Raw genomic sequence first — 23,408 nt, forward strand, 5'->3', positions numbered from 1 at the left:
TTGGGCAGGGACCTGTTGCCGAACCTGGTGCCGCGCTTGTAGCCTGTTCCCGTGGAGGCTACGAACGATGAGCAAGCGCGTTCTTCACGTCGTCAGCAACGTGTCTCACTACGCCGATCCGTCCGAGCCGACCGGCTTGTGGCTGTCGGAGCTGACGCATGCCTGGGACGTGTTCGGCGCCAAGGGATTCGAGCAGCGGATGGTGAGCCCGAAGGGCGGGCTCTCGCCACTGGAGCCGCGGGCGCTCAAGTGGCCGCTGCTGGACGCCTCGGCCAAGGCTTGGCTCGCCGACCCGGAGCGCATGGCGTTGCTGTCGTCGACTGCCCGGCCCGACGAAATCGATCCGGCCGACTACGACGTAATCTATTTCACTGGCGGGCACGCCGTGATGTGGGACTTTCCTGACGATGAGCGCCTCCAGGGGATCACCCGCGCGATCTGGGAGCGCGGCGGCATCGTCTCCGCCGTATGCCACGGCTATTGCGGCCTGCTGAATGTGAGGCTGTCGGACGGAACCTTGCTCGTCGCCGGCAAGCGGATCACCGGCTTCTCGTGGACAGAAGAAATCCTCGCGGGGGTCGCGAAGAAGATGCCCTACAATGCCGAGGCGGAAATGAAGCGGCGGGGCGCGCGCTACGAGAAGGCCGTGCTGCCATTTCTCTCCCACAGCCTAGCCGATGGCCGGCTGGTAACCGGGCAGAACCCGTTCTCGGCCAGAGCCGCAGCCGAGAATGTGACGGAGCTGCTGACGGCATGACATCGGGCGGGGCCGTAGCCCCGCCCGACGCTCTCATCCGAGAGCCGCCATCTGCAGTTCGGCCGCCTTGCGATCGACGGTCTGGCCGGGGTTCTCGACGGCGCGCTCGAAGGGTTTCCAGGCCTCGCCGATGACGTGCTCATAGGCGGCAACGGCGCCCTCGGCGGCCATGCGCAGGGCGTGCGCCTGAAGCGCCATATCGGCGGCGAATTCGCGCTTGCGCTGGGCGGCGCTGTCGAACCCGACCGGACCTCCGACGTCCTCGTCCCGGTCGTCGCAGGCCGACTTGGCGGTGGCGTCGCGGGCTTCCGAGACGGCCCGGCTGTAGAACTGGCCGGCACCGTAGGCGGAACCGACAAAGGACCCGACGATGCGCTGCATGTGGATCTGCATGGCGCGCTCGCCAAGTCCGTCCCCGAGCGCCGCGGCGGTGTCGACGATGAGTTTTTCGTGCAGGTCGCGGATGCCGTCGCTGTCGAGGACGGGAAGGCCGAAGCTTTCGGAGATGAGCGAGCACTGTCCGGTATCGGGGCAGGCGAGCCGTACCATCTGGAGGGTGGTCCCCTTGCGGAGCGGAACGACTCGGGCGCCGGGGCGGGAATTGGCGGCTTTCTTGGTCATGGAATGTCCTTTCTTTGAGGTTCCCGACGGTCGGACCGGCCCCGTGCCGGCTCTGCCTCGGGCGCGGACCGACAGAACCGGCGGAATGACGGGTGCTTCAGGGCCCGGGCGGACCGAGGCGAGCGGGGCAGGTTTGCGGCCAAGCAGGGCGTCCTTCAGCCCTCGCGCCGGACGCGTGGCCTGCCCTGTCGAGCGCGGTGCACCCCGGCCGCCCCGCGGCGCGGCACGCGGCCTTGAAGCAACCGGCCGCCGGTTCAGGACCGCCTGAAGCCCGAGGCAGAACCTGGCACGGGCCTCGCTTTCGACATGGAACGACAAGGACAGATGATGATGACCAGGGCCAAAATCTCGTCCTAGTTCGTTGCCTCGCCACCACGATCAGCCCGATGGCTGGCCTTTGCGCTCGACCGGGGAGCGATCATCGGCAGGGTCGGCCGTGCTGGACCGAACAACCGCATCGCTAGACCCGCTCGCTCATCCCGGCTTCGCCGTAGGAGACGAGAAAGCTGGCGATCGCCTGGTCCTGCCGCGCCAGCTTGCGCGACAGGGCATCGATCTCGGGCTGCCGCTCGGCGGTCAGGGCGGCAAGCTGGGCGCGATAGCTCGCGAGAGACGCCCCCGGATCGGGCGCCTTGCCGCGGCGATAGTGGGACCGCCGAGGCAGGAGGCCGGGGATCAACGCGGTCATGCGCCGGGTGATCTGCCGGTCGAGCATGTCCAGTTGCCGCTGCGTTTGCCGGCGCGCCTCCTCCATGCGCGACAACTCTCGGCGAAGCTCGGGTGCGAGGGTCATGGCGACCCCCTGCCCTGCCAGCCGATGAAGCTGGAGGGTCCGGCATAGACGGGATGACGGTCGGGATCGATGACGAAGCCGAACCTGCCGATCTCGTATTCAGCGGCCGGAACGAGGAAGCGCCGTTCCTCGGTGCCGGCGCCGCGCTTCCCGCCCGGTGTCGCGACGCACTCGACGAACCCTTTCTGCTGGTCCGAGGTGATCGCTGAAACGACGATCCAGTCAGCCGCGTGCTCCGCCTCGAACGCCCGCTGGTCTTTGGTGCGGGATTCGCCCGGTACGAGGATCGTGCCGGAGATCGTCTCCCAGGCATCGGGCCAGGAGTCCTTGATGGTCCGCTCGGCGTGGCGCCGCTCGAGCGCAGTGAAGAGCTCCGGGAAGGTGAGCGCGACGATTGCCCAGCCCTCGTCCTCTTCGTACCATCCGCCGGCCGCGCGCAGGACCGGATGCACTTGGCGGTTGCGCTCGGCCGAGAGCTTGAACCCGCCATGCCCCGCGGTCGCGTGCGAGACGACACCTTCGGCATAGACGGTGGCGCCCTGCGAGGTGCCCCAGGGCGTATGTGCGCCGCCGGGGATGTCGCGGCGGCCGAGCCCCTGCCTCTCGCGATAGTGCTGGGCGCGCTCCAGCACTTTGGCGCGGAAAGCAGCCTCGTCAGCGAGGTCGCCATCATGGCCGTAGAAATCGGCGCGGGTCCAGTCCGCCATCGGGCGGGAGATGCGCCAGCCGGAGACGAGATAGAAAGTGCCATCCCGGCCGGGCGCCATGGCGTAGGCGGTGTCGCCGACGAGCGCGACCAGCAGGCCGTCGGCGCTGCGGCCGAAAGTGGCGCCGGACGCGTCCGGGGCGTCGAGCAGGGTTGAGTCGGAGGAGGTCATGCCGCTGCCCTCCCCTCGACGGCATCGGCGGCGGCTTCGTCGGCCCGTCACCTCCTCGAGCACGGCACTGGGATAGCCATGCTCGGTGAGCCACTGCTCGGCGGCAGCGCGGTGCGGCGCCAGATGGACGAGCTCGGCAGCGGCGCCGGGGCGCGCAAAGACCCGGACCGATCCAACGGCAGGGCGCTCGACAATGGTGAAGCGCAGCGCGGAGTCGAGCCCGAACGTGCGGAAAACGCGGATGGCGATGATGCCACCGGCACCATAGTCGGCCTCGTGCAGGGTGAAGCTCGCGTGCGGGTCCGGCAGACCGACGTCACGGGGACCCTGCTTGCGGACGAGCGTTCCGCGACTGTTGTTGGACTTCCAGGCGTCGAGCTTCCTGCGGTGCCGCACTGGGGGTTGGGGCGTGCCGTCTGACCAGGCGACGATTGCGCCCAGCGGCGCGTGTTCGAAGATCGTGTGTGCGGACATGGCGTCCTCCATGATGCTGAAAACGAAACCGCCGCCGGGGGAACCCGGCGGCGGCAGAGCGATCGGAAAGGAGCGAGGTTCTACTCGGCGGCGTCGCGGTAGCCTTCCGAGAGCTCGTCTTCGTCGACGAAGTCGTGAGCCGGCTCCACCGGCTCATCGCCGTCGAGCTCATCCTGCTCGGCCGGCGTGCCCTCCTCGTCCTCGTGGGCTTCGGTGACCGCACTCTTGGCCAACCACGCAGTGAGGCTCGTGGCATCGGGGGCGAAAAGCGCCGCCGGATGGACGAAATGCGCCTCCTTGAAGGTCTCGACGAGCGCCGCCCGCGTGTCCTTCACGCGAGCCCGAGGCAGGACCGAGGTGCCGTTGCACGAGGCTTCGAGCGCCGGACGCGACAGGCAGGAGAGGAAGTCCTCCGTGCCCATGTTGGCGAGAAAGCTGTCGGCGCCGATGGCGGCGCCGGCGACGAGGGCGACGATGCCCGACTTGCTCATCCCCTCGCGGCAGGAGAGCGCATCGATCAGCACGCCACGCGCCGCGATGCGCAGCGTGTCGGTGTCGACGACGAACTTGCCCTCGGCGTCGAACAGGGTCGCAGCATGGCGGGGGAACCGACCGCCATAGCCGTACTCGCCATCCGCCCCGGAGTCGACGCGCACGTTCTGTCCGGCGAAGGCGAGGACCAGGAGCGCGAGCAGCGTGTCGTCCTCTATCGGCGCCCGCGAGAGCGCCTCGTGCAGCGCGTCGGTGCGCAGGTCGCCGATCATCTCGACGCCCATGCGGGTCACATCGGGACGCGTCTTCGGCATGACGATTGCCTCGTCGTCGCCACCGGCATCAGCCGCCTTGCCCTTCTTCTTGGCCTCGGGCATGCGGAAGTGGACCGTCTTCACCTTGCCCTCGCGATCGAGATACATCGCGGTATGGTCCGACTTCTTGGGCGTGCCATAGACGCGCTCGGCCTTGGCCGGCAGCTTCACCTCGCCATAGCTACTGACCTCGGCGATGACGCCCTTCTTGGGCAGGTTCTGCGTCATCCACTCCTGCTGGGCGCCGAGGAAGGCGTCGACGTCGGTGGTGTAGCGGCTGTCCTGATCGGCCGGGGCGAACAGGTCTTCGACCCAGTTGATGCCGTAAGCCTGGGCGAGCTCGTCGCCGAAGCTCGCATCACGCGCATACATGCGCTTCTTGGTCAGGGCGTTGGCGACACTCCACCACGAGACCTGCGGATCGCCCTTGCTTGGCTTGTTGGCCTTCCAGACCTCCTTCTGCTCATCGAGCGAGGCGGCCGCGATCGTGCGGAGCTGCTGCTCGTTCGGCATGTCGCCCTTGGCCATGGCGTCGAGCATGGCCGGCAGCACATTGGCCAGCAGGCGCAGCTTCTTGATCTGCCGCACCGACTGCGCCAGCGCGATCGCAATGGACTCTTCGGTCCAGTTCAGCGCGATGAGGCGCTCGATGGCGCGCCACAGATCGACCGGGTTGAGCTGCTCGTGGGTGATCGAGGTGGCCAACGAGCGCATGGCGCCGCCATCCTCCGCACGCGGCACGACCAGGACGGCGACCTCGTCGAGACCGGCGGCGATCGCCTGCCTGGCGCGGCGATGACCCTGATCGATGACGAAGCCATTGCCGCCATCGACCTCGGTGAAGACAATCAGCGGTTCGACAACGCCGATGGCCTTGATCGTCGCGAGCAGCAGGGCGTCGGCCTGCGGGCTCGACTTGGAGCGGCGCGCCTTGTCGGGATTATCCTTGAGCGAGCGCGGATCGACAAACTTCAGTTCCATGGGAATGCTCCTTGGAGGGTTGTGGACGCGGGCCCTCGCCCGGTCCTTTTCTGTCTTCTTGCCGAAGACCCCTCCGGACCCGCGGAGCGGGCGGACCGGTGCAATTGCGGCCGAGCATCCCTGCCCGGCTGGCCAAGCGGGGCTTCTTCAGCCCTGCGCAGGATGACGGGCCGGGACTGCGACGGGCGCGATTGAGCGCCAGCGTCGGCGGACCACCCGGTCTGCGAGCGGTCCTTTCCTCTTTCAGGTTTGTCTTTCGTTTCTTCTGGAACGCCGCTTCACCCGGATGGCAGGTCGCGGACGACGCGGCTCCAACCTGGATTCAATGAAGGCCGCACGGTTCGGGCGGTCTAGTGCCGGAGATACTCAGGCGGCGCGTACATCGTCGGGCTGGATGCCGTCGATATCTTTGGCGAGCGACTGTTCGATCTCGGCAAGTTGCCGGCGCTTGCCGGCGAGCTCATCCGAAAAGGCGAAAACCCCACCCTCGCGCGAGCGGTAGGCGGCAAGCCGCCGCTCGGCCTCAGCGAGACGGTGCCGAGCGCGCTCCTGCTCTTCGTTGAGGTTGGCGAACACGTGCTCGAGCTTGGCGATCGCGCCGAGCGGCGTGGTGGTGACCGGCAGCTCGATCTCGGTCTCGGCGCCAGTGCGCAGGAGCATGGTAGCGTAGCGATAGCCATCCTTGCCGAAGCGCTCGCCGGAATAGTCGAGGTCGAAGCCGCCGATCGCGGCGATGACGGAGTGGCCCGCCTGCTGGAGCTGCACCAGCGTCAGGATTTCCGTGAGCAGCGCCCGGCCGGCGAGCTTGCGCTCGACGAAGGTCTGCTTGCCGACCTGCATGCAGAACGCGTCACCGGTGGTGGGAACCAGACGCACGAGATCCTCGCCGATCTCGCCGATCCGGCGCGTCGAATGCTCGATGTCGCGCTCGGCATCGCGGATCTGCCGGCGGATGGCGAACTGGTCGTCCTGATGCGCGGACCGGAGCCGCTCGAGGCGCGCGATGTCGGCTTCGAGTCCGGCCTTCTGCATGAGGCGCGGATCGCCCGAAGCGATCGCCTTGGCCATGGCGAACTGGTTGGCCTGCCCCTCACCAAGGTCTTCAAGGCGGCGCACCGACGTGTCGCCGGCGAGCGCGGCAGCAATGAAGCGGGCCTTGCGCTCGTTGTTCTGCCACATCTGCGCGTCCATTGAACTTTCGGTGGCATAGGCGAAGATGTCGACCACATCGTGCTGGTTGCCCTGGCGAAGAATGCGACCCTCGCGCTGTTCGATCTGCGAGGGCAGCCACGGCACGTCGAGATGGTGAAGGGCCCTGAGCCGGAGCTGCGCATTGACGCCGGTGCCCATCGTGTCTGACGAACCGATGAGGAAACGGACCTTGCCGGCCCGCACGTCGCCAAACAGCCGCTGCTTTGCCTCCGATTTCTTGAAATCCTGCATGAAGGCGATTTCGGAGGCAGGCACGCCCATGCGGACGAGCTCGTCGCGAATCCAGCGATAGGCCGAGAAACCGCGCGTCTTCTCGACGCTGATCGTACCAAGATCTGAGAAGATCATCTGCGCGGCGCCGGCCAACTCGAACGGCTTGCCGTCCGGGCGGACATAGGCGCAGCCGGCTGTCTCCCGCCAGATGCGCAGAGCATTGGCGACGAGGTCGTTGAGCTTGTTGTCCGGCTCATTGTCATTGTCGGGATCGACAAGGCGTAGGTCGATCGCGGCATGCCGCCCATCGGTGATGACAGAGAGCAGGATGTCGTCGCCGGGCTCGGGCGGACCTTCGCGCTGCTCTATGGCCTTGATGCGCTGATCGAGCAAGACCTGGTAGCGCTTGAACGCCGCCGAAGGCTTCGAGGTCCTGATCTGACGCGCGCCGGTCGAGAGCGCCGGCACCTTCACATAGGCGCGCAGATCCTCGGGCATGACCACATCCGCGAATGAGCGGAACATGGCGATGAGCTCGGGGACATTGACGAAGGTGGCGAAACGCGTGACCGGCTTGTACTTGCCGTTGGGCTGCAGCTCGAGCTCGGTGGTGACGTCGCCGAAGGTCGAGGCCCAGGCGTCGAACTCGTGCAGGCCGCGCTGCAGTAAGGCGTCGTAGCCGAGATAGCGCTGCACCGAGAACATCTCGCCCAGCGTGTTGGTGATCGGCGTGCCGGAGGCCAGCACGAGCGCCCGCCCGGGATTCCTGGTCTCGATGAAGCGCGACTTCACATAGAGATCCCACGCCCGCTGCGAGCCGGCCGGATCGATGCCCTTCAGCGTCGACATGTTGGTGGCGAATGAGAGTTTCCTGAACTCTTGCGCCTCATCCACGATGATCTGGTCGACGCCGATCTCGGAGATGGTGAGCAGGTCATCCTTGCGGGTGGCGAGTGCCTCCAGCCGTTCCTTGAGGCCCTCCTTCAGCCGCTCGAGGCGCTTGCGCGAGACGCGGTCGCCGCTCTCGACCTTGGTCAGCAGGACCTCGTAGAGCTCGAGCTCGTCCTGGATCATCTGCTGCTCGAACGCGGAAGGCACGCCGATGAAGCGAAACGCGGAGTGGGTGATGATGATCGCGTCCCAGGTCGCGGTCGCCGTCCGCGACAGGAAACGATGCCGCTTGTCCTTGGTGAAATTCGTCTCGTCGGCAACGAGGATGCGGGCGGTCGGATATAGCGCCAGGAACTCGCGGGCGGCCTGCGCCAGGCAATGGCCGGGAACAACCAACATGGCCTTGGCGATGAGGCCCAGCCGCTTCTGCTCCATGACGGCGGCCGCCATGGTCATGGTCTTGCCGGCGCCGACGGCGTGCGCGAGGTAGGTGGAGCCCGCGGAGATGATGCGCCAGATGCCGCGCTTCTGGTGCCCATAAAGAGAAAAGGCGCCAGAGGCACCCGGAAGTTGCAGATGGTCCCCCTTGAACTTTCGCGGGGCGATGTTGTTGAAGCGGTTGTTATAGACCCGCGCTAGGCGGTCGGTGCGATCGGGCTCGGACCAGATCCAGCTCTGGAATGCCGTTTTGATCTTGGTCAGCTTCTCCTTGGCTGCCTCGGTATCGACGACATTGAGGACGCGCCGCTCGCTGTCGCCGTCTTTGATGATGTCGAAGATCTGCGGCACGCGGCTGTTGAGCGCATCGGCGATCAGCTCGCCGGCATGGCGGCGATCGGTGCCCCATTCGGAGGTGCCGGCCGCCACGTAGCCGAGCTGCCGAGCGTCGACCGTCCATGACGCCAGTTCCGGCATGTGATGGATGCGGATGTCGGCGCCCATGCTCTCCTTGACGAAGGCGACGACGTCGGCCGCGGGTATCCAGGGCGCGCCGAGCCGCGCCGTGATGTCGGAGGGGCCGAGATCGGCGGGCTGGACCGCGACAAGCGCGCGCACATTGCGCTCGAAGGCGGCATCGAGCGCTGCAGCGGCTTCGGCGGCCTTGAGCTTGTCGCGGACCTGACCGGAGAGATAGGCGTCGTCGGTCTGCCAGGCGCCGGTCTCGGGATCGCGGAAGATGGCATCGCCGAGGTCAGCGATGACGATCTCGGGGTCGACATGCAGCAGCTCGGCGATGTGGTCGACATCGACATGGCCACGCTCGTTGAGCACCACGGCCAGCGCATCGGCGGCCGAAGTGATGATCGGCGCCGAGGGCGGTGCGATCACCCGTTCGGTGAAGATGGGACCCGGACGTGCCGTGTCCGTCTCAAGGTCATAGTCCTCGATCGAGGCGACCAGCCAGCAGTCGGGATCGTCGAGGAAGGGGGCGAGGTTCGGCCGGCGATGCGTCTCGCGGACCTCGCCGGTCTCCGGATCCTCGCTGGTTGACACCACAGTGGTGTTGATCGGGCCATAGGCGCGGACGAAGTTCGACCAAGCGATGCGGAGCTTGACCTGCGCCGGCTTCCACGGCCGGTCGAGTTCCTGCGCCTTCAGCACCTCGCGCACTGCGGCGCGGATCGGGATCAGCTTGCGGATGATGTGCGCGTGCTTTTCCGGCACGCCGTCGGCGCTACGGCCTTTGCGCACGGTGATGGTGACGGGCGCGCCGTCGACCATCTGCATCAGCGCGGTGTTTTGGCCGATAAAGAAGCCGCCCTCGCGTATGGCGACGTCGTCAGGACGATCACCACCGACATCGGCGACAGCGTCGTCGTCGACCTCGATGAGTTCCGGCCCGCCGTCATAGAGGGCTTCCGGAAGAAGGGAGATGGCTTGCGACAGCGCCCGCTCGAGATTGACGTCCGGATGCGGCAGGCAGGTATAGGTCTCGCCGAACGGTCCCGACGTCGTGGCGTGGGTTCCAAGCACGAAATCCGGATGCCGGGCGAACCAGCGATTGATACGGATCGCGCCATCGTCGCCATCGGCTTGGCGAACGTCGTCGAGCTCGAGCCAGGTGACGTCGCCCTCTGGCTCGCCGGGCTGACGCTTGCGGAGGAACAGGATGTCGACCACGACATCGGTGCCGGCATCGTCGCTGAAGCTGCCCTCCGGCAGGCGGATCGCCGCGATCAGATCGGCGGACCTGGCGATATGCTCGCGGGCCGTATAGTCTGCCTTGTCCATCGTCCCCGAGCTGGTGACGAAAGCAGCAAGACCGCCCGGCTTCAACAGGTCGATCGAGCGGGCGATGAAGTAATCATGGAGGCGTAGCCCCATCGACCGATAGGCGCGATCGGAGCGCACGGTCCGATCCGAGAACGGCGGATTGCCGACAACGAGATCGAAATGTGCCCGGAGCTCGGTGCGGGCGAAGTCGGCATTGAGGATACGGGCCCGCGGCTGCAGCAGGCGGGCAATGCGCGCGGTGACCGGGTCGAGCTCGATGCCGGTGACGTGCACCTGGTCGCACAGCTCGGCCGGGATCAGCGCGGGGAAGAGCCCCGTGCCGATGCCGGGTTCCAGCACCCTGCCGCCGCGCCAGCCGAGACGCTGCAACCCTGCCCACATCGCGCGCACGATAAATTCCGGCGTGAAGTGCGCATATTGCGTGCAACGGGCGAGCGAGGCGTAGTCGGCGCCCGACACCGCCTCCTCGAGCTCGACGCCCATCTCGTTCCAGCCGGCGCGAAAGCCATCTTCGCCCGGGCGGCGGAACACAGCATTGGCGAGCTCGGAAGCACCGAAGCCCGTGAAGCGGATCAGCCGCGCCTGTTCGTCGCGCGTCGCGGGCCGATCGGCGCTCTCGATGTCGGCCGCGAGCCGGATGGCTTCGAGATTGTCGCGGGCCCGGCTCTTCCACCCCCGGGCAAGATCGCGATCGGTGTCGAGGACGAAATTGTTGCCGCCCTGCCCGGCCGTGGTGGCGCGGGATGCTGACTGGACGGGCTGGGATGCCGGCTGTGATTTCGGCGCGGCAGGCGACGAAGACGAAGCCTCCGCGGCCTCGGTGTCGCCGGCACCGAAGTCGCCGCCAAAGGCGGTGACGCCGAGACCGAGACCGGACGAGAGCGTTGTGGTGTTGAAGAGATCGAGGGTGAAGGGGTCGTCGTTGGACATGGGAGAATCCTCATCGTGAAGGCGAGCGCGATCCTCCTGGCCGAGCGGGTCGGCCAGGCGATCGGCGTCGCGGGGTTGGGGAAGTCAGCGGGTGATCAGCGAGAGCGCGATTTCGGTCTCGGTGAGCACGATGTTGAGGTGTGTCGGCCGCAGGTTGCGGTCGAACAGCGGCAGCAGCCGCTCGGCCTCGATGAACTCGATGCCGTCATCGGCGCCGAAGTGCCGACGCTTGTAGTCCCACCAGTCGAAATCGCCCTTCGGGTGGCACTGCTCGGCATAGATGACCAGAGCGCGTGTCCCTTCGGCGAGCTTGCCGTTGGACATGATGTAGACGCCTTCGTCGCCGACGAGCCAGATGCCGGGCTTCTCGCCCTCGCCGGGCCGGGTGCCGTAATAGGGATTGCGGAAGCCGCCATTGGCCGCGGCATCGGCGATGCCGCGCTCGACGACCTTGCGCACGGCTACGATCGGAAAGGTGAACATGGCCGCCTCCCCTCACGCTGCAGCGCGGATGGGCAGGTGCCGGAGATGCACCGGCAGCTTGGCCGCGATCTCGTCATCGCTCAGGTCGTCCAGCAGCTTCAGCTCGGTCGTGCCGCGGCCATAAACGAGGATGGTGCGCTTGCCGCGATGCTGGGCTCCGAAGCGCTCACCGGCATAGCCACGATATTCATCGTGGGTGGCACTCCAGACATGCTCGAGGCGCTCGGCGCGCGTCATCGCCTTCACCGGCCAGGATTCGCGCTCGACGATGGCGTCGCGCATCTCGACCGGCGAGCGCGACTGCACGAGGTCGCAATAGGCGTGGAAGTAGCGCGTCCTGCCGTCGATGCGCAGCGTGTAGAACACGCTGGTGACGCTCTCGGTGAGGAACTCGCGCATCGCGAACATCTCGCCGCGCATCCAGAGCGGTGGCAGCAGGTCGAGCATGTAGTCGTGCTCGGCCCGGGCAATCTCGAACCACTCGCCGGCGAACAGCGCGCTGTCGTCTTGCTCCCAGCGATTGGGCCGCTGGGCGTGGCGGTCGAAGAGGCGGAACATCTGGCGCCGATCGGCGACGCCGAAGTAGATTTTGCGGATGGAAGACTGGGTCATGGGGAGGCTCCTGGCCATGTCGCGGGCCGGAGCGCGGTTCATCCCCTATGGATCACCATCCGCTTCAGCCCTTCCGAACCCCTCCCCCGCGGCCGCCTCTCCGTCCGGGCGGGTCAAGGGCCGGCGCAGCCGGGCGAAGCGTCACCCTTGAGGCGACCGGCGGGCATGCGGCACTCGGTTTGCCTCCTCCTAGTCCTCTCCTCCCTCCATCCTCATTTTCAGATCGACGTTCCAGTCATCGCCCACAGGACGCAGCCGCTCGGCGCTGCAGCCGGACTCGGCCGCGAGCGCCAGGAGCCGGTCGGCATAGATGTCGCCTTGCTTGTTATTGTCGGTGGCGGCGACAAGCTGGACTTCGGTCCGCGCCACGAGGACGCGGATCGCCGCGTCGGTGGCCGGCGACCAGCCGCCGCCGGTGCTGAGATAGAGCGTGTCGGCGCGCAGACCTTCGAGTGCGGCCAGGCTCATCGCGTCGATCGCCGCCTCCGTGACGCAGAGGCGCACCGCATCGGGCCGGCCGAGCCGGAACAGCACCTTGGTGCCGCCGGTGGCGAAGCCGCGCCAGTCCTGGCCGCGCTCTTCCCAGCCCGTGACGGCGCCACCCTCATCGAGATGCGCCGCCCACATCGAGCCGTGAGGGCCTTCGCGCAGAACATTGGCGCCGATGGCGGCCCGGACGACACGGTCGGGAAGATGACGCAGCTCGCTGAGATAGCGCCAGGTCGCCGATCCGCGCCACGGCTTGCGACGGACCTGCCAGCGCTCCGATATGGACAGATCCGGTTCGCGCTCGCGGGACTCCCGCTGCCAGACCGGCTTGGACGGTACGAAGCCAACGAGGCCCGCGACATCGTTCATGGCGTCGACGAAGGGCACGCCCTCGAGATGCTCGACCAGGCGGAATACATCGCCCTTGCCATCAGAGAGCGGATCGAACCAGCCCTTGCCGTCATGAATAACGATGATGATCTGCGCGTCACGGCGATATTTGATCGCCTTGCTGGTACTCTCCTTGAGGTCGAGCGCGAACCCGGCACGTTCCAGCACCGCGGCGCAGGGGACCTTATCCTTCAGCTCTTCCAGCTCGGCTTTTTCCATTCTTCCTCGCGCGCCCGGACGCGCTCCCTTCTATTCGATTCCCGCCCACACACGCAGGGCAGGACCCGAAAGCCGCGAAGAGCAAGGCCGGCAAGGGCGCGGCCGGCAACCCGTCATTTGTGCCGGGTTTCGCATCACGGCAGGCCGCGGCGAGAGCTTCCCTTGCCGGGCGCAGCGCGCAAGCGGCATCGCGAGCCCCGTCAGGTTCGCCGGCGCTCCTCCTCCGCGACCACGGCGCGCACGACGTCGATGTCCATTCCGGCACGCGGCGCGATCCGGGCGACCTCGGCGGCCACCTTGGCCCAGTGGTAGAATGCGGCTCTATCGTTGCGAACCCGGGCTCGCGCGGCACGTCGTTGCGCTTCGTAGTACGCGTTGTGCGCGTCGGCGGCGGCGAGGGCACGCGCGTCAGCCTGCCAGCGCCGGCGGATCGCCCGCTTTCGCGCCAGCCATGTGGCGATCGCCCCTAGCATGATCGCTCCCCTCCCTCGCCGGTTGCCCCACCTTCCGCGTCAGGGATGGACGCCCGCCAGGGCGAAGACCCGCTTGCGGGGCTTCGGCAGTGCCGACAGCCCGGCTCCGCCAGGAGGACGCCCAACTTCGGCAATACCTCAAAGTGACAGGCGCAGCCACAGTATGGATCTCGACGTACGAATGGTATGTGGGCGTCTCGATCGGGAAGCGGAAACTCGCGTGGCAAAAACAGATCTGAGCGTCGTCAATCTGCGGATCGTCATCGAACAGCCGGTCATTGGCGTGCTGCATAGTCTTCAGGCCAGCGACGGGACGCCGCTCGATCCGAAGCGCTCGGGCGAGGGCGAGGTCCTTTCATTCGATTTCCAGATTCGCGTCGGTCCTGGCCCCAAGTTCTTCGGCGACCAGGTGCGCCCCGAGGGCCCACTGCGGAGATTTGTCTATATTCGTATCGGCCAGTTGGCCGGCGACGTTTCCTCGCCCTGGTCTCGCCGGATGAAGATCGACATCCACGACATCGGACAGGACCTCTTGGATCGCGCAGCCAGTGAGGGAGCCGTCATCGAAACAACGGTCATCGGCACCGGCAAGGATGGGACGCCCGCCTGCGCCACGGTGCTGCCAACGGCACGGCGCATCGTCAAGCAGTGAGGCCGCCGGCCGTGAGTGAGAACAGGGCGACACTCTTCGTGCCGAGGCTTTGACTTTCCGGATGATCTCGTTTCTGTTTTCGGACGTGCCGGGAGGCAGAGCGTAGCAGTCGATGTCGACAATGAACGAGGAAAGCCCAATGCCCGAGGCTGACAAGCCGGAACTCACCACGCTGACCGTGCAATTGCTGAGCGCCTATGTCTCGAACAACGCGGTGCCGAGCGATGCGCTCGCCGATTTGATCCGCACGACCAAAGCCGCTCTGGCCGAAAGCGAAAAGACAGCGGAGGCGTCATCGGCGCCGGCGCCGGTTCCGGCGGTGACGGCGAAGGCGAGCCTCGCCTCGAGGGATCACATAATCAGCCTCATCGATGGCAAGCCGTACAAGACGCTGAAGCGACACCTGTTCGGGCATGGCCTGACGCCCGAGGAGTACCGGGCACGCTACAACCTGCCGTCCGATTACCCAATGGTCGCGCCGGGCTATTCGGAGCAGCGCAGCCGCGTGGCCAAGGAACTCGGGCTCGGCCGAAAGAAGGGGGACAGCGTCAACGCTCCGGCGCGGCGCGCGGGCGCCGCGGCGAAGAACTCGACGGCACCGAAGCGCGCTGCTTCGCGAAAGGCCCCAGCGGCATAGCCGGCGAGGCAGTCCTGAGGACGATAGTGAGGCGCTTCGAGGCCGGGCGCGGGTGACTGGTCAAGCATGGCGACCTGAAGAGGGAGTGCGACGCTCGAATTGATCGGCCTTTCGTGGCACGATGCTGGGCATGTGCAATGCCTATGAACAACATGTCCGCTGGGTCGAATACACCCAGATGATGCAGGATCTCGAGCTCGGCATCCCGACCCAGCAGACTGAGCTCGACCTGCCGCAGTCGGACATGGTGCGGATCAACGACATGGCGCCGGTGATGCGGGCCGCCGGCAATGGCATCGAGCTGGCGCAGATGAATTTCAGTTCGCGCCCGGTCGTCCAAAGGGTGGGCCCGTGTTTAATTTCCGGTCGGAAGGCCGGGATTTCTCAAAGAGTGGACGGTGCCTGATCCCGGCGTCGGGATTCTTCGAGTTCACGGGCACCAAATATCCCAAGACCAAGCACCGCTTCACGCTGGCCGGATCGCCCTTTCTCGCAATCGCGGGGCTCTGGCGCGAAGCGCAGGGCAATCACCCGATGAGCTTTACCATGCTGACGACGTCTCCGGGTCCCGACATCGAGCCGTACCACAACCGGCAGGTGGTCGTGGTGCAGCCACGGGATTGGGCGGCTTGGCTCTATCTCACCAAGCCGCAGACGGAGCTGCTGCGACCATTGCCGGCCGGATCGCTGACGGCTGAAACGGTGCGGCCAGGCTCCGACTAAAGCGGCGACGACCAACTCGCGCAGCCTGAGAGCCTCAGGAATTCCGCTGCCGGGAAGACATGCACTTGGCGGATCAGCTCGGGTGGGAGCGGTCGCTTGATGTTGTCCTCGACATACAACGTATTCCGACTGCGAATTCCGCGCGCGACGACGAAACGCTGACCGATATTCATGGCCAGGCGGAGGCCGCGATCGCCGCCACACCAAGCGAGGGGGATTTCCGCTTCTACGATGGCCGGGCGGCCGATGCCGGAAATCACCTTGCCCATCTCGGGGTGCCGGTCATGGGAATTGTAGACGGCCTCGCCGCCCCAGTAGCGAAGGAGGTCACCGATGCCGCCCTCGCCGGCTATCGCCGGCGAAAAAAAGCAAAACCAGAGCATGCCGGCGCGATAGCATTCGCCAGCCTGATTGGCGGTCTTAAGACGTTCACCGTGTTCGACCGAGATGAGGCCATGGTGGATCGCGGCATCGACGCGCCGGGAAACGAGATCCACATCGAGGAGAGCCATGCCTCGGCTCCGGATGTCCTCGATTTCGTGTTCGGCCAGTCGCGTGCAGTGCCAGCCCACAATGCTGTAGGGCTCCAGGGCATCGACGATAGCGTAGATCGCAGCATCGAAACGATCGCTCAGCGGTCCGACCTCGCGGGAGCGCAGCGCGTCATAGTGGGTCTCGAGCACGTCAGCGAGATCGGCCGGCCAGGACTCCGGATGATCGAGGTCGATGAGGATGTGCTGCGAACCGGTCATTCCGCCGCGCCGCTCGCTGCGGCCGCCTTGACCTTGTCGGGCTGATGCCTCGCCATCAACACGCCGAGGATCGTCATCGAGGTCAGGCGCGAGACACGGAAGAAGGCATCGCAGACCTCGTAGTAGACGCTCTCGTCCTGCTTGGGGTCGGTGTCACTGATCGCCATGGTCGCTATCTGCGTTGCCGCGTCGGTTTCCGTGATGGCCGTAAAGAGGTGGCGGAAGCTGAGATGGACGAAGTCGGAGGTCTGCTCGTAAAGCGGCTCGATCCAGGGATGATCCTCGGCGAGCTTCTTCTTCAGAAAGGCGTCGGTGAGACGCTCAGGCTTGCCGCCGCCGGCGGCGGGACTGGACATCAGCCGATCGAAGGTACGCTCGCCCTTGAAGATGCGCTGCACATCCGTTTCGAGATTGGCCATCATCCTCAGGCCATTGATGCGCATCGCGGTGTCGATCTGAGTGCGAAGGAGGACCGTCGCCGACGGGAAGTTCCGTGCTGCGATGAGGGTGCGGAAGGCAGTCGACTGGGAGAGCGTGCGCTGTGTGGCGCCCAGGATGAAGAAGTCGACGATGTCGATGGCGCCCTTGGGCAGGATGGCGTGGGCCTTCTCGACGAGCTCGGCCTCGAGCTTCTCGATGGCGCCGAGCCGCTGCTGCAACGATGGCGGCTGATCAGTCTGCTTCTGTGGCATGGCTCACTGCTCTCCCGCTCTAGCTCGCCGAACGACGGTCTTCGCCGAAAGCAGCCTCGGCCTCCGCCAGACAGCGATCCCAGAACGCGACCGCTTCGTGTATCTGCGGCAGAATGAGCCGGCCATCCGCGTCGCGGAGGTCTGCCGCTTCCAGGGTCGTCACGATTGACGTCATACCAGGCATCGAAGGGTCGGCGACAATTGCCGGCGAGCTGAAGCCGATGTCGCGGAGCTCAAGACCGCCCTTGAACTCCTTGAGCAGGTCGTTGCGTCTGGGCTCGATGAAGCTCCGAAAGATCGGCACGCGTTTCCATTCTGCCCACTTTCTATTGCCCCATACCTCGCGCTCTGAAGTGTCGCAGTCGACCTTTTCGAAGACATGGCCGACCGACCTGAGCAGCGCGATGATGGCGATGTACTGCGATTGGAACACGATGAGCGGTTGCATCATGCTGTCCCGCCGCTGAAACCGGGCGACGAGACTGTTGATGAAGTCGAGTTGTGCGCGCGCGGCCAGCATCGTCACAATGCCCTGAAGGCGGACTCGATGTCGGCGACGGGCGTGCTGTTGTCGAAACTGTGCAGCACGGCGCCGGTCTGCGTGCGGTCCCTGATCTCGATCTTCTCGGTGTCGTGGTTGTAGGCGAACACATAGGTATTGGCGCCGATCCTGGCCCACAGCATGTTGGCCGGGCTGCCGGCGAAGCTGCGGATTCTTATGGAATCGGGTTCGCCGCGCCAGATGATGCCGCCAAGGATGGCGAGCGCGATGCCCTTTACCTGGCCGGCATGGTGCTCGGCCCGGCCCATGACACCCTCGGCGTAGGCATGTAGTTCCTCAACGTCCTTGGCTGTGATGGCCACGCTAACCTCCAGCAATACTGTGGCGGCACCGCCGCCGACTCTTCGCGAGCGCCTGTCTAGTTCATCTGAAGTCGCGCGTCTTTACCCTGATCGGTTCGATCTTCAACGTGGGATCGACCATGTCGCGCGGCCGAAACCCTTTCGGCAGGCCGCGCGGGTCGACGCCGGACCCGCCATGATGGGCTTCGTCGCCGCGGCCATGCGGCAGCGGAAAAACCGTGTCGCGGTTGCCGACGCCGGCGAGCTCGGCGGAGAGGTCGGTGACGGTGTTGGCCACGAGGTGGACGACGTCGCCCTCACGCTGGATTCGCCCCCGTACCGCGAGCATCGAGGCCGACAGCATTGTGCGGCGGAATTTTTCGAAGACCTTGACCCACACCACGATGTTGGCGGCGCCGGTCTCGTCTTCCATGGTGACGAACATCACGCCCTTGGCCGAACCGGGTCGCTGCCGCACCAGTACCAGGCCGGCGGCCTCGAGCCAGCGACCGTCCGGCGCGGCCATGGCCTCGGCACAGGTGACGATGCGTCGCCGGGCAAGGCCGGCGCGCAGGAAGCTCACCGGGTGCTCGCGCAGGGTCAAGCCGACATGACCATAGTCCTCGACCACTTCGCGGCCTTCCACCATGGGTCGCAACGAAACGGAAGGCTCGATCCGTTCGACGATGGTCCGCCGTTCGCGCTCCGATGCGGCGGCAAACAGTGGCAGCGGGTCGTCATGCAGCCCCTTGAGCGACCAGAGCGCCTCCCGGCGCGCCAAGCCGAGTGACGGACGGAAAGCGTCGGCCTCGGCGAGCTGCACCAGCGAGGCGGCCGGCACACCGGCGCGATGCCAGAGATCGTCGGCTGATGTGAACGGCTCTCCGCCGCGTGCGGCGATGATCGCTGCCGCGTCGTCATTGGCGAGGCCCTTCACCAGGCGCATGCCGAGGCGCACCGCGAAACGGCCGTCCTCGCCGACGGACTCGAGCGTGCAGTCCCAGCGGCTCGTATTGATGCAGACCGGACGGATTTCGACGCCGTGGCTGATCGCGTCGCGCACGATCTGCGCCGGCAGGTAGAAACCCATCGGCTGCGAGTTGAGCAGCGCTGCACAGAACACATCGGGATGATGACATTTCATCCAGGACGAGGCGTAGGCGATCAGGGCAAAGCTGGCGGCATGGCTCTCGGGAAAGCCGTACGAGCCGAACCCCTCAAGTTGCTTGAATGTGGTAGCGGCGAAGTCCGGCGTGTAGCCGTTGGCGATCATGCCGCCGATCAGCTTGTCGCGGAACTTCGAAACGCCTCCGGTGTGCTTGAACGTCGCCATGGCGCGGCGGAGCTGGTCGGCCTCACCCGCGGAAAAGCCGGCGCAGACCATGGCCACCTGCATCGCCTGCTCCTGGAACAGCGGTACACCCAGCGTTTTGCCCAGCACGCGCTCGAGCTCGGGCGTCGGGAAGTCGACCGGCTCCCTGCCCTCCCGTCGGCGAAGATAGGGATGTACCATGTCGCCTTGGATCGGCCCGGGCCGGACGATCGCCACCTCGACGACCAGATCGTAGAAGGTTCGCGGCTTGATGCGCGGCAGCATCGACATCTGCGCCCGGCTCTCGATCTGGAAGACCCCGATGGTGTCCGCCTTGCGGATCATCGCATAGGTCGCGGGATCCTCGGCCGGGATGGTGGCGAGGTCGAGGGTGACGCCCTTGTGCTCGGCCAGGAGATCGAAGCTGCGCTTCATGCAGGTGAGCATTCCGAGGGCGAGGACGTCGACCTTCATGAATTTGAGGATGTCGATATCGTCCTTGTCCCATTCGATGACTTGGCGATCTTGCATGCGAGCTGGCTCGATTGGCACCAGCTCGTCCAGGCGATCGTGGGTCAAAACAAAGCCGCCCGGATGCTGCGACAGGTGCCGCGGCGTGCCTTCGAGTTGCCGCGCCAGCTCGAGGGTGAGTGTGAGCCGGCGGTCGGCGAGGTTGAGATTGAGCTCGCGGGCGCGGGTCTCATCGATACCCTCGCCGTGACCCCAGACCTGCGAGGAGAGCAGCTTGGTGACGTCTTCGGGCAGGCCGAGCGCCTTGCCGATGTCCCTGACGGCGCCCTTGGTGTGATAGCGCACTACGGTCGAGCACAGCGCGCTGTGATCGCGGCCATAGGTCTCGTAGACCCACTGCATGACGATCTCGCGCCGTTCATGCTCGAAATCGACATCGATGTCGGGCGGCTCCTTGCGCTCCTGGCTGACGAAGCGCTCGAACAGCAGATTGTTGCGGTCGGGATCGATGCTGGTGATGCCGAGTACATAGCAGACCGCCGAGTTGGCTGCTGATCCCCGGCCCTGACACAGGATGTCCTTCGACCGCGCGAAGGCCACGATCGCGTTCACCGTGAGGAAATAGGGCGCGTAGCGCAGCGTCTCGATAAGGCCGAGCTCGTGCTTGAGGAGGCCCACCACCTTGTCTGGCACGCCTTCGGGATAGCGGCGCGCCGCCCCTTCCCAGGTGAGCTTTTCGAGCGCCTGCTGGGCGGTGAGGCCCGGCATGGTCTTTTCTTCGGGATATTGGTAGGCGAGCTCTTCAAGCGAGAAGCGACATTGCTCGGCGATCGCGACCGTCCGCGCCAGTGCCTCGGGATAGCGGTTGAACAGCCGGTGCATTTCTTCGGGCGGCTTGAGGTGCCGATCGGCATGGCGCTCGCGGCGAAAGCCGGCATCGTCGATGGTGATGTTGTGCCGGATGCAGGTGACGACGTCCTGCAGCACCCGACGCTCGGAATGATGGAATAGAACGTCGTTCGTCACCACGCTGGGCACGCGCATCTGCGTCGCAAGATTGGCGAGCTCATGGATGCGCAGCTGGTCGTTTGGGCGTCGGCGCAGCGTGAGCGCGACATAGGCGTTCGTGCCGAATGCGTCACGCAAGCGGCGCAGCTGCATGGCGCAGGTATCGTCGGCGGTGTTGGGCAGGAGGACCGCGATCAGCCCTTCGCCATAGGCGACGACATCGGCCCATTCGAGATGGCAGAGACCCTTGCCGCCGCGCGATTTGCCCAGTGACAAAAGGCGACACAGGCGACCATAGGCCGGCCGGTCCTTGGGATAGACGAGCAGCGACAGACCGTCGTCGAGGTCGAGGCGGGAGCCGACGACGAGCCGGACGCCGGTCGCCTTCGCCGCCTCGTGGGCGCGCACCACGCCGGCGAGACTATTGCGGTCGACCACGGCGAGCGCCTCGATGCCGAGCAGCGCCGCCTGCGCGAACAGCTCGTCGCAGGAGCTTGCACCCCGCAGAAACGAGAAATGCGAGGTCACCTGCAGCTCGGCATAGCGCGGTCCGCTCATGCGAAGATCCCGTGCAGGAACCATTTGTGCGAGCCGGTCGCCGGATCTTCGCCGTCGCCAGCGCGATAGATCCAGAACCGTTCACCGCCTTCGTCCTCTACCCGGAAATAATCCCGCACCGATGTCGTCTCGGCCTCGCGCTGCCACCATTCGCCGAAGATCCGTTCGGGACCGTCGGCGCGGGCGACGCGGCGCCGGATGCCGCGCCAGGTGAACCACACGGGCGGGTTGTCCGGCAGCAGCGCCATGGTGTCGATCGGCTCGGGTGGCGAGAATAGGCGCGAGGGCCGTGGCCATTCACCCGGCCAGCTTGCGCCATCATCGGGCGCGGTCGGCGCCACGCGTCTGACGGAGCGTTCCGGGACGTCGCTCTCCACCGGGGCGAAGCGATAGAGCCGGCTTGATCCCAGGCGATTGGCGATGACGTCGATGAGATCGGAGATGTCCGGCTCCTCTGGTTCGACCAGCGAGGAGATGGTCTGCCGGTCAGGGAGCGGTTCGGCCAAAGTCGCGGTCAGCGTCATCAGCTCGATGCCGAAACCGGGATCGACGGTTTCGATACGGTCGGTGAGGAGCCGCGTCAGGCGGCGGGCATCACGCACCGGCGCGGCCATGCCGACGCGGAGCGCCTCGATGCGGTTGTCGACGCGATGAAAGAGGAGATCGAGCCGGCGCGCGCCGAGCCCCTGCTGCTCGAGGGCCGTGCAAAGCTGGTCGACGAGCTTGCCCGTATAGCGCGCGATGGTCTCGGCGGCGCCGATCGGCTCGCCGAAAGCGCGCCGGACCTCGACCAGCTCCGGCGAGCGCACCGGCTCGAAGGGCTCAGCGCCGCGTCCCATGACCTGGTCGAGACGGCGCATGAGCTCCGGTCCGAAGCGATGGGTGAGCGGCGCTTTCGGCGTGTCCTCGATGTCGCCGATGCTCTCGAAGCCGAGGACGTGAAGGCCCTCGACGACCGACGCAGGCAGGCGCAGCGCGCGGATCGATAGATCCCGCATGGCGGCCGCAGCCTGCCCGGGCGGGATGATGGCGGTCGGTCGCGCCAGGAACCGCGCCGCGGCATGGGCGGTGCCCCAGGCATCGGCAACCGCCGCCCGGGCGGCCATGCCGGACGCTTCCATCCGATCGACCAGGCTCGTGAGCATCGCCGTCTCGCCGCCATGCAGATGATCGGCGCCACTGGTGTCGATGATGAGCCCATCCGGCGGATCGGGCGCGACGATCGGCGCGTAACGTAGCGCCCAGAGAGCGAGGCGGTCGAGTGCGGCCGCGTCGTCGGCCGGATCGAGCTCGAGGTTGACGAGACCGGGAACGAGGACCTGCGCCTTGCTCGCCGGCATGCCGATCCGTAGGCCCGCGTTTCGCGCGGCCGCGTCGAGCGCCAGCACCTCGCGGCGGCGGCTCTGCCGGCCGAACAGGACGATCGGCGTGTCAGCCGTCGGCGCCGATGCGCCGAGTTTGCGGCGTAGCCGATCGGTCGGCCATGTCGGCAGATAGAGCGAGACGACCCTTCGCATCACAGGAATCCACTTCAAAGTCGGCGCTCTCCCCGGCCCTGACGCGGAGCAGTTCGAGCCGCCAGCGAGGGCGGCCGACACCTGGGACCGGCAGCGGTCGGGAGGAGAGTGCGGAGACGCGCCAGCGGCTGACCGCGGCGGTCGGTTGTCCAAAATCGGTGGCTTCGGTCGGCCGCCGCCACCGGCGAATAGCGATGCCGAGCGTGCCGGAGGCCTCGGCGGCAAGCTGCAGGCGGCGCGAGCTGGTCATCGGCAGGCGTGCGAGTTCGGCGACGACGGCGCTGAGGCCACCATGCCGAAGACCTTCCTCAAAGCAGGCGAGGACCGCCGCCTCGTCGCCGGCCTCGACATAGATGACGCGGCCGGGCGGCAGCCCGGCCTGGGCGAGCGAGGGCGCAAAGAGATCCTGGCGCGTAACGCACCACAGCACGCGCCCGCGGGTCCGGGCGGCGACGCCGGCCGCCCACAGGGCGGCCGCGGCGCCATCAACCGCGCCATTGGCGCCGCCGGCAACCTCATGCAGCGCGCCGAGCGCCAGCCCTCCTCCCGGCAGTACCCTGTCGATCTCAGGGACGCCGAACGGCAGCACCTCGCGCCGACGCGTTGCGCCGCCTTCCAGGCGCGCCACGCGCTCCCGGAGTTCGGACAATACGAAATGGGTCGAGGACGCGGCCATTGTCCGTCGCAGCAGGCTCCAATTTTGGTATGTTCTATTTTTGTTCTCATCAACAGAAGAGTCAATCCGACTCGTGACACTCCCCATCTGTCCGAAACTTGTAACTTTTT

19 protein-coding genes and 2 pseudogenes are annotated in these 23,408 nt (G+C 66.4%); 4 read left to right on the plus strand and 17 right to left on the minus strand.

Going from position 1 to position 23,408, the window contains the following annotated elements; all coding sequences use genetic code 11:
• Positions 1-67: 67 nt before the first annotated feature.
• Positions 68-757, plus strand: coding sequence for a type 1 glutamine amidotransferase domain-containing protein (locus AmiPiv_RS20135; RefSeq protein WP_340040241.1), 690 nt, complete (start codon positions 68-70; stop codon positions 755-757).
• 33 nt (positions 758-790) lie between these two features.
• On the opposite strand, the gene AmiPiv_RS20140 is transcribed toward AmiPiv_RS20135, so the two are convergent.
• From AmiPiv_RS20140 to AmiPiv_RS20185, 10 genes and pseudogenes are all read right to left on the minus strand, one after another.
• Positions 791-1,378 (minus strand): hypothetical protein, encoded by a 588-nt coding sequence (locus AmiPiv_RS20140; protein ID WP_340040243.1) that lies wholly within the window; start codon positions 1,376-1,378, stop codon positions 791-793.
• A 460-nt stretch (positions 1,379-1,838) separates the two neighbouring features.
• Positions 1,839-2,171, minus strand: a complete 333-nt coding sequence (locus tag AmiPiv_RS20145) for a hypothetical protein (RefSeq protein WP_340040245.1) — start codon at positions 2,169-2,171, stop codon at positions 1,839-1,841.
• Positions 2,168-3,049, minus strand: a complete 882-nt coding sequence (locus tag AmiPiv_RS20150; RefSeq protein WP_340040246.1) for a DUF7007 domain-containing protein — start codon at positions 3,047-3,049, stop codon at positions 2,168-2,170. The genes AmiPiv_RS20145 and AmiPiv_RS20150 overlap by 4 nt, the downstream gene beginning before the upstream one ends.
• Positions 3,046-3,523 (minus strand): annotated as a pseudogene (locus AmiPiv_RS20155) (hypothetical protein). The gene AmiPiv_RS20150 and the pseudogene AmiPiv_RS20155 overlap by 4 nt, the downstream one beginning before the upstream one ends.
• Positions 3,524-3,603: 80 nt before the next feature.
• Positions 3,604-5,310 carry a ParB N-terminal domain-containing protein gene (locus tag AmiPiv_RS20160; protein WP_340040247.1) on the minus strand — a complete coding sequence of 569 codons (1,707 nt, stop codon included), beginning with the start codon at positions 5,308-5,310 and terminating at the stop codon, positions 3,604-3,606.
• A 366-nt stretch (positions 5,311-5,676) separates the two neighbouring features.
• Positions 5,677-10,791 (minus strand): Eco57I restriction-modification methylase domain-containing protein, encoded by a 5,115-nt coding sequence (locus AmiPiv_RS20165; RefSeq protein WP_340040248.1) that lies wholly within the window; start codon positions 10,789-10,791, stop codon positions 5,677-5,679.
• Positions 10,792-10,875: 84 nt separating this feature from the next.
• Entirely contained in the window at positions 10,876-11,274 is a 399-nt protein-coding gene (locus AmiPiv_RS20170) for a DUF3085 domain-containing protein (protein ID WP_340040250.1), read from the minus strand.
• A gap of 12 nt (positions 11,275-11,286) precedes the next feature.
• Complete coding sequence (locus tag AmiPiv_RS20175; RefSeq protein WP_340040252.1) at positions 11,287-11,886, minus strand: DUF1419 domain-containing protein; 600 nt, start codon at positions 11,884-11,886, stop codon at positions 11,287-11,289.
• A 189-nt stretch (positions 11,887-12,075) separates the two neighbouring features.
• The gene (locus tag AmiPiv_RS20180) at positions 12,076-12,984 is read right to left on the minus strand and encodes a DUF3991 and toprim domain-containing protein (RefSeq protein WP_340040254.1); all 909 of its coding nucleotides are present in this window, start codon (positions 12,982-12,984) and stop codon (positions 12,076-12,078) included.
• Positions 12,985-13,184: 200 nt separating this feature from the next.
• Complete coding sequence (locus AmiPiv_RS20185; protein WP_340040256.1) at positions 13,185-13,457, minus strand: hypothetical protein; 273 nt, start codon at positions 13,455-13,457, stop codon at positions 13,185-13,187.
• Positions 13,458-13,677: 220 nt separating this feature from the next.
• Between AmiPiv_RS20185 and AmiPiv_RS20190 the strand changes: the two genes are divergently transcribed.
• From AmiPiv_RS20190 to AmiPiv_RS20200, 3 genes and pseudogenes are all read left to right on the plus strand, one after another.
• Positions 13,678-14,109 (plus strand): DUF5990 family protein, encoded by a 432-nt coding sequence (locus AmiPiv_RS20190; protein WP_340040258.1) that lies wholly within the window; start codon positions 13,678-13,680, stop codon positions 14,107-14,109.
• 139 nt (positions 14,110-14,248) lie between these two features.
• Positions 14,249-14,746, plus strand: coding sequence for a MucR family transcriptional regulator (locus AmiPiv_RS20195; RefSeq protein WP_340040260.1), 498 nt, complete (start codon positions 14,249-14,251; stop codon positions 14,744-14,746).
• A gap of 130 nt (positions 14,747-14,876) precedes the next feature.
• Positions 14,877-15,469, plus strand: a pseudogene (locus AmiPiv_RS20200) (SOS response-associated peptidase family protein).
• Here the strand turns inward: AmiPiv_RS20200 and AmiPiv_RS20205 are convergent.
• From AmiPiv_RS20205 to AmiPiv_RS20235, 7 genes are all read right to left on the minus strand, one after another.
• On the minus strand, positions 15,466-16,221 hold the full coding sequence (locus AmiPiv_RS20205; protein ID WP_340040261.1) for a hypothetical protein: 756 nt from the start codon (positions 16,219-16,221) through the stop codon (positions 15,466-15,468). The pseudogene AmiPiv_RS20200 and the gene AmiPiv_RS20205 sit on opposite strands and share 4 nt — an antisense overlap.
• Positions 16,218-16,913 carry a hypothetical protein gene (locus tag AmiPiv_RS20210; protein ID WP_340040263.1) on the minus strand — a complete coding sequence of 232 codons (696 nt, stop codon included), beginning with the start codon at positions 16,911-16,913 and terminating at the stop codon, positions 16,218-16,220. The genes AmiPiv_RS20205 and AmiPiv_RS20210 overlap by 4 nt, the downstream gene beginning before the upstream one ends.
• Before the next feature lie 19 nt (positions 16,914-16,932).
• Positions 16,933-17,433: a hypothetical protein gene (locus AmiPiv_RS20215; protein WP_340040265.1), complete on the minus strand. Its 501-nt coding sequence runs from the start codon at positions 17,431-17,433 to the stop codon at positions 16,933-16,935.
• Positions 17,434-17,435: 2 nt separating this feature from the next.
• Positions 17,436-17,777, minus strand: coding sequence for a hypothetical protein (locus AmiPiv_RS20220; RefSeq protein ID WP_340040267.1), 342 nt, complete (start codon positions 17,775-17,777; stop codon positions 17,436-17,438).
• A 61-nt stretch (positions 17,778-17,838) separates the two neighbouring features.
• Positions 17,839-21,105, minus strand: coding sequence for an error-prone DNA polymerase (locus AmiPiv_RS20225; RefSeq protein ID WP_340040269.1), 3,267 nt, complete (start codon positions 21,103-21,105; stop codon positions 17,839-17,841).
• Positions 21,102-22,622, minus strand: a complete 1,521-nt coding sequence (locus AmiPiv_RS20230; protein WP_340040271.1) for a DUF6504 family protein — start codon at positions 22,620-22,622, stop codon at positions 21,102-21,104. Before AmiPiv_RS20230 ends, AmiPiv_RS20225 begins: the two co-directional genes overlap by 4 nt.
• Positions 22,537-23,298 carry an ImuA family protein gene (locus AmiPiv_RS20235; RefSeq protein WP_340040273.1) on the minus strand — a complete coding sequence of 254 codons (762 nt, stop codon included), beginning with the start codon at positions 23,296-23,298 and terminating at the stop codon, positions 22,537-22,539. Before AmiPiv_RS20235 ends, AmiPiv_RS20230 begins: the two co-directional genes overlap by 86 nt.
• Between the last annotated feature and the right edge of the window lie 110 nt (positions 23,299-23,408).

It is taken from the genome of Aminobacter sp. Piv2-1 (genome assembly GCF_037625995.1).
Taxonomy (GTDB): Bacteria; Pseudomonadota; Alphaproteobacteria; order Rhizobiales; family Rhizobiaceae; genus Aminobacter.

Excerpts from the sequence above, each read along its gene's own strand:
- AmiPiv_RS20175 (WP_340040252.1), bottom strand. The coding sequence starts at position 11,886 with ATGACCCAGTCTTCCATCCGCAAAATCTACTTCGGCGTCGCCGATCGG.
- AmiPiv_RS20210 (WP_340040263.1), bottom strand. The coding sequence starts at position 16,913 with ATGCCACAGAAGCAGACTGATCAGCCGCCATCGTTGCAGCAGCGGCTC.
- AmiPiv_RS20170 (WP_340040250.1), bottom strand. The coding sequence starts at position 11,274 with ATGTTCACCTTTCCGATCGTAGCCGTGCGCAAGGTCGTCGAGCGCGGC.
- AmiPiv_RS20135 (WP_340040241.1), top strand. The coding sequence starts at position 68 with ATGAGCAAGCGCGTTCTTCACGTCGTCAGCAACGTGTCTCACTACGCC.
- AmiPiv_RS20140 (WP_340040243.1), bottom strand. The coding sequence starts at position 1,378 with ATGACCAAGAAAGCCGCCAATTCCCGCCCCGGCGCCCGAGTCGTTCCG.
- AmiPiv_RS20165 (WP_340040248.1), bottom strand. The coding sequence starts at position 10,791 with ATGTCCAACGACGACCCCTTCACCCTCGATCTCTTCAACACCACAACG.
- AmiPiv_RS20150 (WP_340040246.1), bottom strand. The coding sequence starts at position 3,049 with ATGACCTCCTCCGACTCAACCCTGCTCGACGCCCCGGACGCGTCCGGC.
- AmiPiv_RS20145 (WP_340040245.1), bottom strand. The coding sequence starts at position 2,171 with ATGACCCTCGCACCCGAGCTTCGCCGAGAGTTGTCGCGCATGGAGGAG.
- AmiPiv_RS20235 (WP_340040273.1), bottom strand. The coding sequence starts at position 23,298 with ATGGCCGCGTCCTCGACCCATTTCGTATTGTCCGAACTCCGGGAGCGC.
- AmiPiv_RS20205 (WP_340040261.1), bottom strand. The coding sequence starts at position 16,221 with ATGACCGGTTCGCAGCACATCCTCATCGACCTCGATCATCCGGAGTCC.
- AmiPiv_RS20180 (WP_340040254.1), bottom strand. The coding sequence starts at position 12,984 with ATGGAAAAAGCCGAGCTGGAAGAGCTGAAGGATAAGGTCCCCTGCGCC.
- AmiPiv_RS20225 (WP_340040269.1), bottom strand. The coding sequence starts at position 21,105 with ATGAGCGGACCGCGCTATGCCGAGCTGCAGGTGACCTCGCATTTCTCG.
- AmiPiv_RS20230 (WP_340040271.1), bottom strand. The coding sequence starts at position 22,622 with ATGCGAAGGGTCGTCTCGCTCTATCTGCCGACATGGCCGACCGATCGG.
- AmiPiv_RS20195 (WP_340040260.1), top strand. The coding sequence starts at position 14,249 with ATGCCCGAGGCTGACAAGCCGGAACTCACCACGCTGACCGTGCAATTG.
- AmiPiv_RS20215 (WP_340040265.1), bottom strand. The coding sequence starts at position 17,433 with ATGCTGGCCGCGCGCGCACAACTCGACTTCATCAACAGTCTCGTCGCC.
- AmiPiv_RS20185 (WP_340040256.1), bottom strand. The coding sequence starts at position 13,457 with ATGCTAGGGGCGATCGCCACATGGCTGGCGCGAAAGCGGGCGATCCGC.
- AmiPiv_RS20160 (WP_340040247.1), bottom strand. The coding sequence starts at position 5,310 with ATGGAACTGAAGTTTGTCGATCCGCGCTCGCTCAAGGATAATCCCGAC.